Raw genomic sequence first — 14518 nt, 5'->3', positions numbered from 1 at the left:
CTGCGGCGTCTCGCTAGGCTGGCCCCATGGGTCACAGTGAGACACAGCAATGGCGCATCGCCGACGCCGTGGCCTGGACGTCGAACTCGGACGGGATCGTGGCGCTCGACCTCGAGTCGGAGACCGCCCATCCCACCGCTCTCCTCGGAACGGCGGCGTTCATCTGGGACGAGTTGGATGCGAACGGTCCGATCGACACAGAGCATCTCCTGAGGAACATCGCCATGGCTTTCGAGGTCGGCGTCGATGAGATCCGCGCCGACGTGATCGACCTGCTCGCGACTCTCCGTGACGGTGGTCTGGCGACGACGCAGGTCTCGACGACCGTCGGCTAACCCTCGCGCACCCTTCTGCCGCAACGCCGCGATGCGAACGGCGTCTTTTGCCAGTAGCGGTGGCCTCTCGCGAGGATCACAATGGCGACATGAACACCCGACCCGTGGTGCCGTAGCTCGCGTCCGAGAAGAGCCATGCACGCCCGCAACGCGCACGATGAGCATCGTGCCAAGGCAGCATCCGCACCCGAGGCGGACGACCTCCTCGCGTCCCTCGAGCACGGTTCCACGCATCCGGACGCATCAGGAGAGCATCCGCACCGGTACCGTCGCCCGCTGCTGAAGAGCGCCCGGTTCTGGGTGCCGATCGTGATCCTGCTGGTGCTGATCGGCATCGCCATCGCAGGCTTCCTCGCCGCGAAGCAGCTGTACGGGCACGCCATGTCTGCCAAGGCCGACCTCGAGAAGGCGATCCCGCTCGTCGACACGGTCCAGCAGCAGATGATCGACGGCAACACCGCGGGAGCCAAGGTCACGATCGCGCAGATCTCGCAGCTGACCGCCTCCGCCGAGAAGGAGACGACGGGCCAGCTGTGGAAGAGCGCGGAATGGGTGCCGGTGGCGGGGCCGAATCTCGTCGCGGCGCGGGTGGTCGCCGGATCCGTCAACGACCTCGTCACCCACGCGATCACGCCGCTCACGGCGATCGATCTGAAGGCGCTGATGCCGAAGGACGGCGCGATCGACGTCGCCAACCTCCAGAAGCTCGCCGCGACGATCGAGACCGCGAACGCGAGCGTCACCCGGATCCGTACGAGCCTCGACAAGCTCGACCGCTCCGCGCTGATCGACCAGGTCGCCTCTGGCGTGGCCAAGCTCGACGCCGCCATGGCGAAGATCGAGCCGACGGTGACCCCGATCCACAATGCGCTCACGATCCTGCCCAAAGCCCTCGGCGCCGATGGACCGCAGCACTACCTGCTGATCTTCCAGAACAACGCGGAGTCCCGCGGCACCGGCGGCAACCCCGCCGCGATCGCGATGCTGACCGCCGAGAACGGCAAGATCTCGATGACGCAGCAGGCGGGGTCGCAGGACTTCCACAACGGGCGGACGGATCCGATCATCCCGCTCGATCCCGAGACCGAGGCTCTGTACGGCACGAAGATCGGGCGCTACATCCAGGACTCCACCCTCGCCCCCGACTTCAGCGAGACGGCGCAGATCGTGCGGGCCTACTGGGCAGAGTCGTTCGGCACCCCGATCGACGCCGTCGCGTCGTTCGATCCGGTCGCGCTCAGCTACCTGCTGCGCGCGATCGGACCGGTGACGATGCCCGCGCCGTTCGGCGAGACCCTCACCGCCGACAGCGCCGTGCCGCTGCTGCTCAACGAGGTCTATGCGAGGTATCCGGATCCCGCCGTGCAGGACCAGTTCTTCGCCGCGGCCGCCAAGAGCGTCTTCGATGCGCTGCTCACCACGCACGCCGAACCCAAGGCGCTGCTGACGGCCCTGGTCCAGGCCTCGAACGAGGGGCGCCTGATGTACTCGCCCAGCGACAAGGCGCAGGCAGACCTGCTGGCCGGCACGCCCGTCGGCGGCAACATGCCCGCCGACAACGCCAAGACCACCGCCCTCGGCGTCTACATCGACGACATCACCGAGGGCAAGCTCGACTACTACATGCAGATGGGCATCGCGGCGTCGAGCACCCAGTGCCAGAAGGGCGCCGCGCCGACGTTCACCACCACGGTCACGATGCAGAACACGCTGGACCCCGGTGCGGCCGCGAACCTGCCCGTGTACATCGCACCAGGGCGCTTCTTCCCGAAGGGCGACGTGGCGACGGACGTGTACCTCTACGGACCGGTCGGATCCACCCTCACGGGGATCACGGTCGACGGGCAGCCGTATCCCTCGTCCGCACAGCCGCACCTCGGTCGCACCGCCGTCAAACTGAGCGTCCTGGTCATCCACCCCGGGCAGACCGCGACCATCGTGGCGACGTTCAGCGCGCCGGCCGGAACCTACGGTCCACTCGAGGTCCGCCGCACCCCGATGGTCAAGCCGACGCCCGTCACGATCGACACGCCGGGATGCGGGCCGGGGAAGAAGTAGGAGCCCGTCGGGCACTCCCGCACGGCCTAGGACGTCGGCGGAGGATCCACCGGAAGCGGCGGATTGGTCCCGGTATCGGTCGGGGTCGTCGGCGGCGTCGACGTCTCCGGTGCGGGAGGCGTCGTCGTGGTCGGCTCCGTCGTGGTGTCGCCCGAGGTTCCCCCGTTGCCGCCGGTTCCGCCCGACCCACCGGATCCGCTCGAACCCGCCTCGGCGACGGCGCGCGCCTGGTCGGCGATGAGCGCGGCGAGCGCGTTCCGCCAGGCGTCCATCGCCGCGAACGGGGTCGGACCGAACGGATCCGCGGCGGCCGCGGCTGCCGCAGCATCGGTGACCGCCGTGCGGAACGGCTCCGCCGCGTCGGCGTTGTCGGCGACAGCCGTCGCGGCGAACGCCGGGAGCGACTGCCGGAAGGTGGTGATCGCACTGCGGAAGCCCGCGCCCGCTGCCGTGAGCGACGCATTCGCCGCGGCGACGTCGCGCTCGAGCTGATCCAGCGACGTGTTGGTGGCGTTCTTGCCTGCGGGCTTGGGCACCTTCACCGCGGCGAGCGCGGCGACGTACGCCTGGCGAGCGGCATCCGCAGCGACGCGGGCCGACTCATCGCTGGATCCGGCCATCGCCGCCAACGGCGCCGCGAACGAATCCGCACTCGCCTGCGCGGTCGCGACCGCGGCGGCGAGCGCGTCCACCGATCCGTCGACCTTCGCCACACGGTCGGGGTCGACCGTCGGGGTCGGGGACGCCTGCACGGCTACCGGGGCCGAGGCGACGGGCGATGCGAGCGCCCATCCGGCGCCGGCGGCGGTGATCACGAGCCCGATGGCCATCGCGATCAGCTGCGGTCGCGCGAAGCCGTAGGACTGGGCGTGCTGCGGTTCGGGCCTGGCCGGTACGGGTGCGGGGAACGCGTGCGTGTACGGGTGCGCCTCGGTCGCGGCCTCGTCGAACAGGTGGCCCTCGGCCGTGTCGATGAGAACAGTCGCGGGAGTCAGCCGCAGGTCGTCGTCGATCGGCCCCGGGAGCGTCGCGGGACGCGAGGGCGTCGGAGTCGGATCCGCGAACAGGGTGCCCACGTCGTCGTGCCGGTCCGCATCCGGGAGCTCTTCGTGCTCGTGCGGGAACAGCGAGGAGAGATCGAAGTCGCGCCCGTCTTCGGGCTGCAGAGGATCGAGGCCCGCAGTCTCCGCGGTGCCATGCCCGTCTCCGGGCCGCTCGTCATCCGGCATCTCGCCCCCTTCCCACGTCGATGCGGTACTCGACTCTATCGACAAAGCGGTGGGCTCCCGGGTCGTGTCGCCTGCCGATCCCCGGGATGCGTGGCGTGCTCGACCGACGGTCGCTACGGCCGTCCCATCCCGAGGTACGTCCAGCCCGCCGCGCGCCATGCTGCGGGTTCCAGGCAGTTGCGTCCGTCGACGATGATGCGCCCCGCCGCCAGGGCCGCGGCGTGCGCGGGATCCAGTTCGCGACGGTACAGATCCCACTCGGTGACCAGCACGAGCGCCTCGGCCTTGCGGATCGCCTCATCGCGGTCGGCCTTGTACTTGAGCTGCGGATGCAGACGCTTCGCGTTCGGGATCGCCTCGGGATCCGTCACCGTCACCTTCGCGCCGAGCCCGCGCAGACGGGTCGCGACCTCGAGCGCCGGAGAGTCGCGCACATCGTCGCTGTGCGGCTTGAACGCGGCGCCGAGCATCGTGATCCGCCGTCCCACGACGTTGCCGCCGAACGCGTCGACGACGAGCCGCACCGCATGCTCACGGCGGCGCAGGTTGATCGCGTCGACCTCGCGGAGAAAGCCTACGGACGCCCCTCGGCCCAGCTCCTCCGCCCGCGCGGCGAACGCCCGGATGTCCTTGGGCAGGCAGCCTCCGCCGAACCCGATCCCCGCGCCGAGGAAGCGCCTGCCGATCCGCTCGTCATGGCCGATCGCGTCCGCGAGCAGGGTGACGTCGGCCCCGGAGGCCTCGGCGATCTCGGCCATCGCGTTGATGAACGAGATCTTCGTGGCGAGGAACGCGTTCGCCGCACCCTTCACGAGCTCGGCCGTGGCGAGGTCGGTCGCGAGGAACGGGCTGCCGGCGGCGATCGCGTCAGCGTAGGCGTCTCGCAGCACATCCGTCGCGCGCGCACCGGCCTCATCCGCAGCAGCGCCCACCACGAGACGATCGGGGCGGAGCGTGTCGTGCACCGCCCAGCCCTCACGGAGGAACTCAGGGTTCCAGACCAGGGCCGCACCGGTACCGGCCACGGCGGCGGCGAGCGCAGCGGCGGTGCCGACGGGCACGGTCGACTTGCCTGCCACCACGTCGCCGGGGCGCAGCTGCGGGAGCAGCGCGTCCATCGCCGCATGCACGAAGCGCAGGTCGGCGGCCGACGAGTCCGCCTGCTGCGGGGTGCCCACGGCGAGGAAGTGCACCTGCGCGCCGCGCGCCTGAGCGATATCGGAGGAGAAGGTCAGGCGCCCGCTCTCGACGCCGCTCGCCAGCAGCTCGTCCAGCCCCGGCTCGAAGAACGGCGCACGCCCCTCGGCGAGCGCGGCGATCTTGCCCTGATCCGTGTCGATGCCGACCACCTCGTGGCCGATCGACGCCATGGCCGCCGCGTGCACGGCCCCGAGATACCCGCAGCCGATCACAGACATCCGCATGAAGCGAGTCCACCGCGGCTCCCTCTCGCGCATGCGGCCTCGAGGCGACCGCAGGGTGACCTGCGGATGAACGATCGGCGCACGGCGCGATGGTCGCGCCGTGCGGGAGACCCGCGGGGCAGGCTACTTCGGCGTCGCCGTGACCAGGATCGGCAGGTGGTCCGACTCCCCCTGCGGCAGGGTGCGCACGGACTCGACGATGAACCCGGACGCGGCGGCGAAGTCGTAGAACCCGCGGAAGACCCGATAGCGCGTGTAGGTGTGCTGGTCGCTCATGACCAGCTCGTAGCCGACATCGCGCATGTGCTCGCTGAGCCGCTCCTTGAACACCGGGTAGTTGAAGTCGCCGACGATGAGCTGCGGCAGGCCCCAGCCGAGCTCGGAGAGCTCCGACAATGCCGCGCGGATCTGATCCCGTCGCAGCGCGTTGCGTGCGGTCAGTGGTGCCGCGTGCAGCGACGCGACGAGGAAGTCGCGTCCCGCGTCGATGTCTCGCAGGCGCACGCCGAGGAGGCGCTCGTGGGCGGGGCGGAGCACGTGATCGTGCAGCGACTTCTTGACCGAGACCGCCGCCATGTCGACGAGGCGGAACCCGCTGGAGCGGTAATAGATCGCGAGCCCCAGTCGGTTGCGCTGCGTCGTGTGGGCGAGCACCAGGCCTCCGGCGCGCTCCGGCAGAGAGGCGGTGTCCCCCTCCTGCAGGCACAGCACGTCGGGGTCATGCGCGTCGACGAGGTCGTCGAGCTCATGCGCCGCCCGGTGCTTGCGCAGGTTGTAGGAGATGATCCGCACGCTCCCACGCTACTCGCGCGCTCTCCTCGTACCCTGGGCGCGCGCACGGTATTCACCCGGTGTTAGGGTCTGCCGGCGTCCTGCCGTTCTGCGTCGTGCCGCCCCAGCGCAGCCCCAGCACGCCGGGACCGAAACCGTGCCGGACGGTGTGGGCGATGCGACCGCGGAGCGCGGCAGGGCCCGAGTACTCCTCGCCGGACTCGGTCTCGACGTATTCCTCGCACCAGTCCGGCTCCGCCCCTTCAGGGAAGATGACCCGGATGACGGTCTCCTTCGCGCGCCTCGCCGTCGCATGCCAGGCGCTTCGGCGTGCAGGATAGCCGGGCGGCAGCCGCTCGGCGAAGTCGAGGGTGAAGGTCTCGCCGGCCGCGACCGGCTCGTCCAGCGCGATGACGATCCCCGAGAGCAGCCGTCCGGGGTGCTGATACTCCCGGTCGAGCCGACCGCCCACGACGTCGAAGATCTCGCTCATCGTGTCCGTCTCCTCCGGCGCGACGTCGATCAGCGGGATCTCCGACACGATCCCGCGCGTGACCTGGATCACGCACTGGAACTCCGTGCGCTCCACCGCGCCGTCGGGCCTGGTGTAGACGGTCATATGCGTGGAGAGATCGCGGATCGCGAGCTGCGGAGCGGCGTCCAGTGCCGCCAGCGTCTCCTCCGTCTCGCGGCGCTCGCGCTCCTCGTCGAAGGGCACGCGCGGGGCGGCGAGGGTTCCGAGTCGCGCGGCCGGCGGGATCCGGTCCCTCAGCGATCCCCGGTCGACTCGGAGGATCCGCTCCAGATCTTCCACGGCGCTCAGGGAGGCAGCGCCTTCCGGAAGCCTGTCCCCGGAACGCCAGTAGCTGAGGGTGGTCAGCGCGACGCGATTGCCGTTCGCGAGGAGGCGCTGGTGCGTGCCGCTCAGCGTCAGGCCGCTGTCCGCGATGGCCCGCCGCAATGCGAGGGCGAAATCCTGTGCGCGGGCCTCGGGATCCGCCATCACAGTCCCCCTCGTCGCCTGTGAAGAGCCAGCACGTAGATTCAGCATACGGTTCACGCGCGTGGGACCCGAGGAGTGTCGGAGGTCGGTGCTGGGGAGGCCGACCCGCTCCTTCCATGCCGGAGCCGGAACCAGGGGACGGCAGCGGCCCTCGAACCGGGGAGGATCGGGGGCCGCCGCGCCATCCCAGGATCCCGGGATCCCGGACTCCCTCAATCCTCGCGATCGCGGCGGTTACGGGTCTGCTCGGCGCGGACGGCGAGCAGCTCGTCGGCGGGGTACCCCACCTCGGTGAGCGTCAGTCCGCGCGCCGCCAGCACCTTGAACGCGCTCGTCCGGGTGAGTTCATCGCGCAGGCGGGCGAGGTCGGCCACCTCGAGACGTCCCTCCCCCACCGCCGCGCACGCGCCGACGAGGGCGCGCACCATGCTGTGGCAGAACGCGTCGGCCTTCACCTCGGCCACGAGCACGCCGGTCGCGTCGCGCGTCCACCGGTAGTCCAGCAGCGTGCGGATCGTGGTGGCCTCTTCGCGCGGTTTGCAATAGGCAGCGAAGTCGTGCAGGCCGATGAGGGTCTGCGCCGCGGCGTCCATGGCGGCCTCGTCGAGGGACCCGCGGATGGTGGTGGTGTCGTGCCGCAGCAGCGGGTCGTAACCGGCGCGCGCATCGGCGAGGCGGTAGCGGTAGCGGCGCCACACCGCCGAGAACCGGGCGTCGAAGCCCTCCGGCGCCGACGACGTGCGCGAGACCGTGACGTCGGGATACTGGCCGAGCACTCCGCGGATCCGCGACGCGAGCGAACCGGCCGGATCCGACGCCACCCGCCCGCTGCGGGCGATGACGCGGGCCCACTGCTGCTCGTCGAGATCGACGTGCGCGACCTGCCCCGTCGCGTGCACTCCTGCGTCGGTGCGCCCGGCGACGACGAGGCGCGGATCGGATCCGCCCGCCGTGTCGTCACCGGCCGACGGTCCGACGATGCGGGCGAGCGCCTGCTCGATCGTGCCCTGCACGGTGCGCAGCCCCGGTTGCTTCGCCCAGCCCCGGAAGTGGGTGCCGTCATAGGCGATGTCGAGACGGATGCGCACGGATCCAGGGTACCCGGGGCCATCCGCGGCGTACTGCCGAGGCCGTACCGGCGATCACTCGGGGGATCCGCTTCCCTCGCGCCGCGAGGGTCCGGGACGCCCTCGAAACCAGCCCTGACACCCAGTGCCGTTTCATGCGACACTGAATCGCAAGCGGCGCGGCGCCCGACCGCACGCGACCGAGATCGAAGGAGATCCCATGGTCAGCAGCCTCCACCCCGAGATCGAGATCCCCGCGGTCCCGATCCACGAGTACCTCTTCGGCGACATCTCGGAGCACGACCTCGACCGGGTCGCGCTCGTCGACGGCATGTCCGGTGCCGAGACCACCTACCGCCAGTTGATCGGACAGATCGACCTGTTCGCGGGGGCGCTCGCGGCGCGCGGCATCGGCGTCGGCGACGCGGTCGGGCTCCTCTGTCCGAACGTCCCGGCGTTCGCGACCGTGTTCCACGGGATCCTGCGCTCCGGCGCCACGGCGACCACGATCAACGCGCTCTACACCGCGGACGAGATCGCGAACCAGCTGCGCGACGCCTCCGCATTCTGGCTGATCACGGTCAGCCCGCTGCTGCCGCAGGCGGAGGCCGCCGCCGCCCAGCTGGGCCTGCCCGCCGACCAGCTCATCGTCCTGGACGGCGCCGAGGGGCACCCCTCGCTGCGCGACCTGCTCTCCGAAGGGCACCACGCCCCCGCGATCACGTTCGACCCCGCCACGCACGTCGCCGTGCTCCCCTACTCCTCCGGCACGACGGGACGCCCCAAGGGCGTGATGCTCACGCACCGCAACCTCGTCGCGAACGTCGCGCAGAGCACGGTCTCGATCGATCTGAGCGACGAGGATCGGATCCTCGCCGTGCTGCCGTTCTTCCACATCTACGGCATGACCGTGCTGCTCAACCTCGCGGTGCGGCTGCGCGCCACGCTCGTCACGATGCCGAGGTTCGATCTGGTCGAGTTCCTGCGCATCATCGCGGAGCAGCGCACGAGCTGGCTCTTCATCGCACCGCCGATCGCCGTCGCGCTCGCCAAGCATCCGCTCGTCGCGCAGTACGACATGAGCGCGGTCAAGGTCGTGTTCTCCGGCGCGGCGCCGCTCGACGGCGCCCTCGCGCACGCGGTCGCGGAGCGCCTGGACTGCATCGTGCGGCAGGGCTACGGCATGACCGAGACCAGCCCCGTCACGCACACGATCCCGGTCGAGCGCGACGACATCGACCTCTCCTCGGTCGGGCTGCTGATCCCGAACACCGAGGCCCGCCTGCTCGCCGAGGACGGATCCGATGTCGTCGTCCCGGCCGACGGCGCCAGCGAACCGGGAGAGCTGCTCATCCGCGGACCGCAGGTCATGAAGGGGTATCTCAACCGTCCCGACGCCACCGCCGACATGCTGGATGCGGACGGCTGGCTGCACACCGGCGACGTCGCGACCGTGACGGCGGGCGGGGTGTTCCGGATCGTGGACCGGCTCAAGGAGCTGATCAAGTACAAGGGCTATCAGGTCGCGCCCGCCGTGCTGGAGGCCGTGCTGCTCGAGCACCCCGCGATCGCCGACGCCGCCGTGATCGGCGTCTCGGACGAGGACGGCCAGGAGGTGCCGAAGGCGTTCGTGGTGCTGCAGCAGGGCGCGGAGCTCGACGCGGAGGGCGTGAAGGCGCACGTCGCCGCCCACGTCGCCCCGCACGAGAAGGTGCGCCTGGTGGAGTTCATCGACGTGATCCCGAAGTCGAGCTCGGGGAAGATCCTGCGCAAGGACCTCCGCGCCCGCGCCTGACCGATCCGGATCCGTGAGACACCACGTTCTGTGTGAGACACCGCACGAGGCGTGGTGTCTCACGCAGGATCAGGCGTCTCGCGAGGTGTCGGCCGTAGCCGGTGCCGGCTTGGGCGTGTGCCGGAAGACGATGTAGTGGTACAGCACGAAACGCACCAGCACGATCACCGCGATGCTGCCGAGGTTGATCAGGTTCACCATCGCCGGCCCTGGCGCGTGACCGGTCATGCCCTCGACCACGTCGGCGCCGAGCCAGACGATGCCCGCGCCGAGCCCGGTGCAGACCAGGTTGACCGCGACGAACAGCACGATCTCCGCAACACGTCCGCGCCGGTCGCGTCCGCGGAACGCCCACTCGCGGTTTCCGATGTACGCATTCACCAGTGCGACGAGGCTCGCGGCGATCTTGCCGACCACGAGGTCCCACCCGAAGGCGTAGACGAAGAGATTGAACGCACCGACCTCGATGAGCGTGCTGATGCCGCCGACGATCAGGAAGCGGGTGCCGACTCCCGCCAGACGGCGCAACCGGGAGCGGCGATCCATAGCCCTACTAGAATACCCGGGGGACGGTGCGGCCCAGGACGCTTGGCATGAACGGGCGGATCCCCGCTCCTTCCTCCGCGAAGACTCCGCCGGTGCCGCCGTGGCTCCGACGGGTCCCGCCCCGGCCCGCACGGGCCCTCCATGAGAAGGCTCGAGGTTCGAGTGCAGTACGCCCATCTGGCCGTCGTCATGCCGGCCTACAACGAGGTCGAGGGCATCGGCGGCTTCATCGATGAGATCCGCACCGCCGTCGCCCCGCTGGCGGAACGCGTGACCTTCGTCGTCGCCGATGACCGCTCCACCGATGGCACGGCCGCCGCCCTGTCCGGCATCGTCGACATCGACGTGCAGACCCAGCCGGCCAACCGCGGCCACGGCCCCACGGCTCTCGCCGCGTACCGCGGGGGGCTCGCGCTCTCCCCCGATGCGATCGTGCACGTCGACGGCGACGGGCAGTTCCTCGGATCCGAGATCGCGTCCGCCGTGCGCGCCCTCGGCCGCACGGGCGCGGACGTCGTGCACGGCGTGCGCCACTCCCGCACCGATGCCTGGTACCGCCGCCTGCTCACCGCCGGCGTGCGCCTGCTCACCGCGGTCATCGTCGGACGCGGTGTCCCCGACGTGAACACCCCTCTGCGCGCCTACCGCCCCGAGGCGCTGCAGATCCTCGTGAACGCCGTGCCGTCCGACGCCCTCGTGCCGCACGTGCACTTCTCCTTCGCCGAGGTGCGGGCCGGGTTCGCGGTGCGCTACCTGAGCGTGCGCAGCATCCCCCGCCGCGGTGCGTCGAGCACCGGAACGATGTGGGGCAAGGTCGCCCGCCCGTCGCTGCCGCCCAAGAAGCTCGTGCTCTTCGCGCTCAGCGCGCTGCGCGAGGCCTGGACCTGGTCGCTGCGCCCTGGAGCGCCGCTGCGGGCGCTCGAGTTCGAGGGACCTGGATCCGCATGACTCGACGCCTCTCCGGAATCGCGTTCTGGGTCCTGCTCGGGCTGCTGATCGTCGCGAACGCGATCGTGATGTGGCACAGCCTGACCGTGCTGCGATTCTGGGAGGACGAGGCCTTCAACCTCACCGTGCCGCGAAACCTGCTCGCCGGCCTCGGCTATGCGAGCGACGGCACGCTGTCGGGCTCGACCCTGACGCCGTTCGATCCGCGGATCTCCACCGGTCCCGTCGTGCTGCTGCCGGTCGCCGGAGTGCTGGCGCTGGGCGCGGATCCGGTGATCGGCGCCCGTCTCGTGCCCCTCGCGTACTGGGTGCTGCTGCTCGTCGGACTCGGCGTCCTCGGACGGCGTCTCGCCGGCCGCTTCGGAGCGCTCATCGCGGTGGCGCTCCCGCTCGCGTTCAACACGGCCGACAGCGTCTCGCCGATCCAGGGCCCCGCGGACCTGCTCGGCGAGATCGCCGCGGCCGCGCTCATCGTGTGGGCGCTGATCGTGCTGCCGCGCCGCGCCTGGCTCGCGGGGCTGCTGCTCGGACTGGCGGTGCAGGCGAAGCTCATCGCGCTGCTCGCCCTGCCTGCGTTCGCCGTCGCACTGTTCCTGCTCACCCCCGCCGCGCCGTTCCGGCAGAGATTCGGCGCGACCCTGCGTCGCGCGATCGTGCCACTGGCGTTCGTGGCCGCGCCCACCGTGCTGATGGAGCTGATCGCGCTCGTCTCGCTCGGCGTCACGGGCTATGCCCGCCACGTGCGCGCACTGGGCGGCTTCCTGCTGAGCGGCGGCCAGCACATCGAGCCGACCACGGTGCCGCAGAAGCTCGGCACGCTGGCCGGATCCTGGTTCCTGCCGTGGTGGCTCGTCGCCGTCGCGGTCCTGCTCGCCGCCGTCGTGGTGGTGTGGGCGGCGCTGCCCGGTCGACGGAGGAATGCCGAACGAGGCTTGCGCGCGCCGGATCCGCAGGGCGCCGACTCCCTCCCGCAGCTGCATCGCCCGCGCTGGTGGGAACGGGATCCGCAGCTGCTCGCGCTCGGATTCGGATCCGCCGTCGGTCTGCTCGCGTTCGTCGGCTGGTGGTCGCAGGCCGCTCAGCTGCCGCTGTGGGTGCGCCATCCCGCGGTGGGCGTGTTCGCGTTCGCTCCGATCCTCGCCGCGATCGCGGTGCGCGCCGTGGTGGCGCTGTGGCGTCGGCGCGGGACCTCCGGCGCGCGCGGCCTCATGCGCACAACGGCCGTCGCCGCGGCCCTCGCACTGGCCGCCGTGGTGTCCGGCGGTGCGGTCGGAGACGCCGTGCGCGCCACACGGACCCCTGCCGAGACCCTGGCTCAGCAGCGGGCCGCGGTCGCGCCGCTCGCGGAGTGGGTGCGCGACAACGACGTGGAGTGGCTCGCGGCGAAGCCCTGGGGCGGGCCGGTGTCGTCCGTCGTGCTGACCGGCGCGCACCTCGGGCTGTTCGACGCCCCCGCGATGCGCCACACGCCGACTCTCGGCTACGGCACATGCGCGACCGGATCCCCCCTCGTCGCGGCCAACGGCATCGTGATCTGCCCCGCTCCCTGACGCCTGCCTACATTCCGAGTCGTCCCTGTGAGCGCACTCTATGGCGTGCGCTCACAGGGACGACTCGGAAGTGGCGTCGGCGGCGCGAGAGAGGGCAGGGCACCGGCGGGGAACGACGAAGCCCGCCGCCCCACAGGGGGCGACGGGCTTCGTACGAGCGAGGGACCTTACTCGGCCTTCTCCTCCGCGGCAGCCTCGGCCGGAGCCTCAGCCGCCTCGGCGGCGGGGGCCTCGACGGCCTCCTCGACGACCTCAGCCGGAGCCTCGGTAGCCTCGGCGGCCGGGGCAGCCTTCTCAGCCTTGGCGGGCTTCGCAGCGGCCTTCTTCACCTTGGGGGTGACGGGCTCGAGCACGAGCTCGATCACGGCCATGGGCGCGTTGTCGCCCTTGCGGTTGCCGACCTTGGTGATGCGGGTGTAGCCGCCCTCACGCTCGGCGACGAGCGGCGCGATCTCGGCGAACAGGATGTGCGTCGCCTCCTTGTTGCTGCGCAGGACCGTCAGCACGCGACGGCGTGCGTGCAGGTCGCCGCGCTTGGCGAAGGTAACGAGGCGCTCGGCCAGCGGACGCAGGCGCTTGGCCTTGGTCTCGGTGGTCTTGATCGACTTGTGAACGAACAGCTGGGCGGCGAGGTTCGCAAGCAGCAGACGCTCGTGGGCCGGGCCGCCTCCGAGGCGGGGACCCTTGGTGGGCTTAGGCATTGTTCTTACTCCTGGATCGGAAAGGTTCGGGTATCAGAAGGACTCGTCTTCGGAGCCGCCGTAGAAGTGGGCGCCGTCGAAACCGGGCACCGAATCCTTCAGCGACAGGCCGAGCGAGACGAGCTTGTCGCGCACCTCGTCCACCGACTTCTGTCCGAAATTGCGGATGTTCATGAGCTGCGTCTCCGAGAGGGCGACGAGCTCGGACACCGTGTTGATGCCTTCGCGCTTGAGGCAGTTGTACGAGCGGACCGACAGATCGAGGTCTTCGATCGGCATCGACAGCTCGTTCGAGAGCACGGCCTCGACCGGCGCCGGGCCGATCTCGATGCCCTCGGCCTCGACGTTCAGCTCGCGGGCGAGACCGAACAGCTCGGTCAGCGTGCGGCCGGCCGAAGCGACGGCGTCGCGCGGGGCGATCGAGTTCTTGGTCTCGACGTCCAGCACCAGCTTGTCGAAGTCGGTGCGCTCGCCGGCGCGGGTGGCGTCGACGCGGTAGCTGACCTTGAGCACGGGCGAGTAGATCGAGTCGATCGGCACCTGGCCGGCCTCGGCGTACTCGCTGCGGTTCTGCGCTGCGGAGACATAGCCGCGGCCGCGCTCGATGGTGAGCTCGAGCTCGAACTTGGCGGTGTCGTTGAGGGTCGCGATGACCAGCTCGGGGTTGTGCACCTCGACGCCGGCCGGAGCGGAGATGTCCGCCGCGGTGACCTCGCCGGCGCCGGTCTTGCGCAGGTAGGCCGTGATGGGCTCGTCGCGCTCCGAGGAGACGACCAGCTGCTTGATGTTGAGGATGATCTCGGTGACATCCTCCTTGACACCGGGGATGGTGCTGAACTCGTGGAGGACGCCGTCGATGCGGACGCTGGTCACGGCCGCGCCGGGGATCGAGGAGAGCAGGCTGCGACGCAGCGCGTTGCCGATCGTGTAGCCGAAGCCGGGCTCGAGCGGCTCGATGACGAACCGGCTACGGTTCTCGGAGATCTTTTCCTCGGTGAGAGTGGGACGCTGTGCGATGAGCACTGTGTGTTCCTTTCGATCACGTGCCCGCTATATGACACGTGTGGGTGAGGTCTTGAGTTGTGGAAGAA

Annotated in this window: 13 protein-coding genes; 5 read left to right on the top strand and 8 right to left on the bottom strand. The window is 70.5% G+C overall.

What is annotated here, in order from left to right; genetic code table 11:
* The first annotated feature begins 26 nt into the window (after nucleotides 1-26).
* Both RS86_RS04755 and RS86_RS04750 read left to right on the top strand, forming a co-directional pair.
* Nucleotides 27-335, top strand: coding sequence for a PqqD family protein (locus tag RS86_RS04755; protein ID WP_045271070.1), 309 nt, complete (start codon nucleotides 27-29; stop codon nucleotides 333-335).
* A 135-nt stretch (nucleotides 336-470) separates the two neighbouring features.
* Nucleotides 471-2393, top strand: a complete 1923-nt coding sequence (locus tag RS86_RS04750) for a DUF4012 domain-containing protein (RefSeq protein ID WP_045271069.1) — start codon at nucleotides 471-473, stop codon at nucleotides 2391-2393.
* A gap of 26 nt (nucleotides 2394-2419) precedes the next feature.
* Here the strand turns inward: RS86_RS04750 and RS86_RS04745 are convergent, their stop codons facing one another.
* The 5 genes from RS86_RS04745 to truA form a co-directional block, all read right to left on the bottom strand.
* Nucleotides 2420-3622 (bottom strand): hypothetical protein, encoded by a 1203-nt coding sequence (locus RS86_RS04745; protein WP_045271068.1) that lies wholly within the window; start codon nucleotides 3620-3622, stop codon nucleotides 2420-2422.
* A gap of 113 nt (nucleotides 3623-3735) precedes the next feature.
* On the bottom strand, nucleotides 3736-5046 hold the full coding sequence (locus RS86_RS04740; protein ID WP_045271105.1) for a UDP-glucose dehydrogenase family protein: 1311 nt from the start codon (nucleotides 5044-5046) through the stop codon (nucleotides 3736-3738).
* Between the two features lie 123 nt (nucleotides 5047-5169).
* On the bottom strand, nucleotides 5170-5838 hold the full coding sequence (locus RS86_RS04735; protein ID WP_045271067.1) for an endonuclease/exonuclease/phosphatase family protein: 669 nt from the start codon (nucleotides 5836-5838) through the stop codon (nucleotides 5170-5172).
* Nucleotides 5839-5890: 52 nt separating this feature from the next.
* The gene (locus tag RS86_RS04730) at nucleotides 5891-6820 is read right to left on the bottom strand and encodes a hypothetical protein (RefSeq protein WP_045271066.1); all 930 of its coding nucleotides are present in this window, start codon (nucleotides 6818-6820) and stop codon (nucleotides 5891-5893) included.
* 212 nt (nucleotides 6821-7032) lie between these two features.
* Nucleotides 7033-7908, bottom strand: coding sequence for a tRNA pseudouridine(38-40) synthase TruA (gene truA, locus RS86_RS04725; RefSeq protein WP_045271065.1), 876 nt, complete (start codon nucleotides 7906-7908; stop codon nucleotides 7033-7035).
* A gap of 199 nt (nucleotides 7909-8107) precedes the next feature.
* Between truA and RS86_RS04720 the strand changes: the two genes are divergently transcribed.
* A complete protein-coding gene (locus RS86_RS04720; protein ID WP_045271064.1) occupies nucleotides 8108-9682 on the top strand; it encodes an AMP-binding protein in 1575 nt (524 codons plus the stop codon).
* 69 nt (nucleotides 9683-9751) lie between these two features.
* On the opposite strand, the gene RS86_RS04715 is transcribed toward RS86_RS04720, so the two are convergent.
* Entirely contained in the window at nucleotides 9752-10228 is a 477-nt protein-coding gene (locus RS86_RS04715) for a GtrA family protein (RefSeq protein WP_160299668.1), read from the bottom strand.
* Between the two features lie 141 nt (nucleotides 10229-10369).
* Between RS86_RS04715 and RS86_RS04710 the strand changes: the two genes are divergently transcribed.
* Nucleotides 10370-11176, top strand: a complete 807-nt coding sequence (locus RS86_RS04710; protein ID WP_082076563.1) for a glycosyltransferase family 2 protein — start codon at nucleotides 10370-10372, stop codon at nucleotides 11174-11176.
* A complete protein-coding gene (locus RS86_RS04705; RefSeq protein ID WP_045271061.1) occupies nucleotides 11173-12726 on the top strand; it encodes a hypothetical protein in 1554 nt (517 codons plus the stop codon). Before RS86_RS04710 ends, RS86_RS04705 begins: the two co-directional genes overlap by 4 nt.
* A 167-nt stretch (nucleotides 12727-12893) precedes the next feature.
* Here RS86_RS04705 and rplQ read toward each other — a convergent pair whose 3' ends face one another.
* Both rplQ and RS86_RS04695 read right to left on the bottom strand, forming a co-directional pair.
* The gene (gene rplQ, locus RS86_RS04700) at nucleotides 12894-13427 is read right to left on the bottom strand and encodes a 50S ribosomal protein L17 (protein WP_045271060.1); all 534 of its coding nucleotides are present in this window, start codon (nucleotides 13425-13427) and stop codon (nucleotides 12894-12896) included.
* A 33-nt stretch (nucleotides 13428-13460) separates the two neighbouring features.
* Nucleotides 13461-14450, bottom strand: coding sequence for a DNA-directed RNA polymerase subunit alpha (locus RS86_RS04695; protein WP_045271059.1), 990 nt, complete (start codon nucleotides 14448-14450; stop codon nucleotides 13461-13463).
* Nucleotides 14451-14518: the final 68 nt, after the last annotated feature.

Source organism: Microbacterium azadirachtae (assembly GCF_000956505.1).
Lineage (GTDB): Bacteria > Actinomycetota > Actinomycetes > Actinomycetales > Microbacteriaceae > Microbacterium > Microbacterium azadirachtae_A.
Note: the sequence above shows the minus strand (reverse complement) of the source record. Positions and strands in the feature narration are given on the sequence as shown.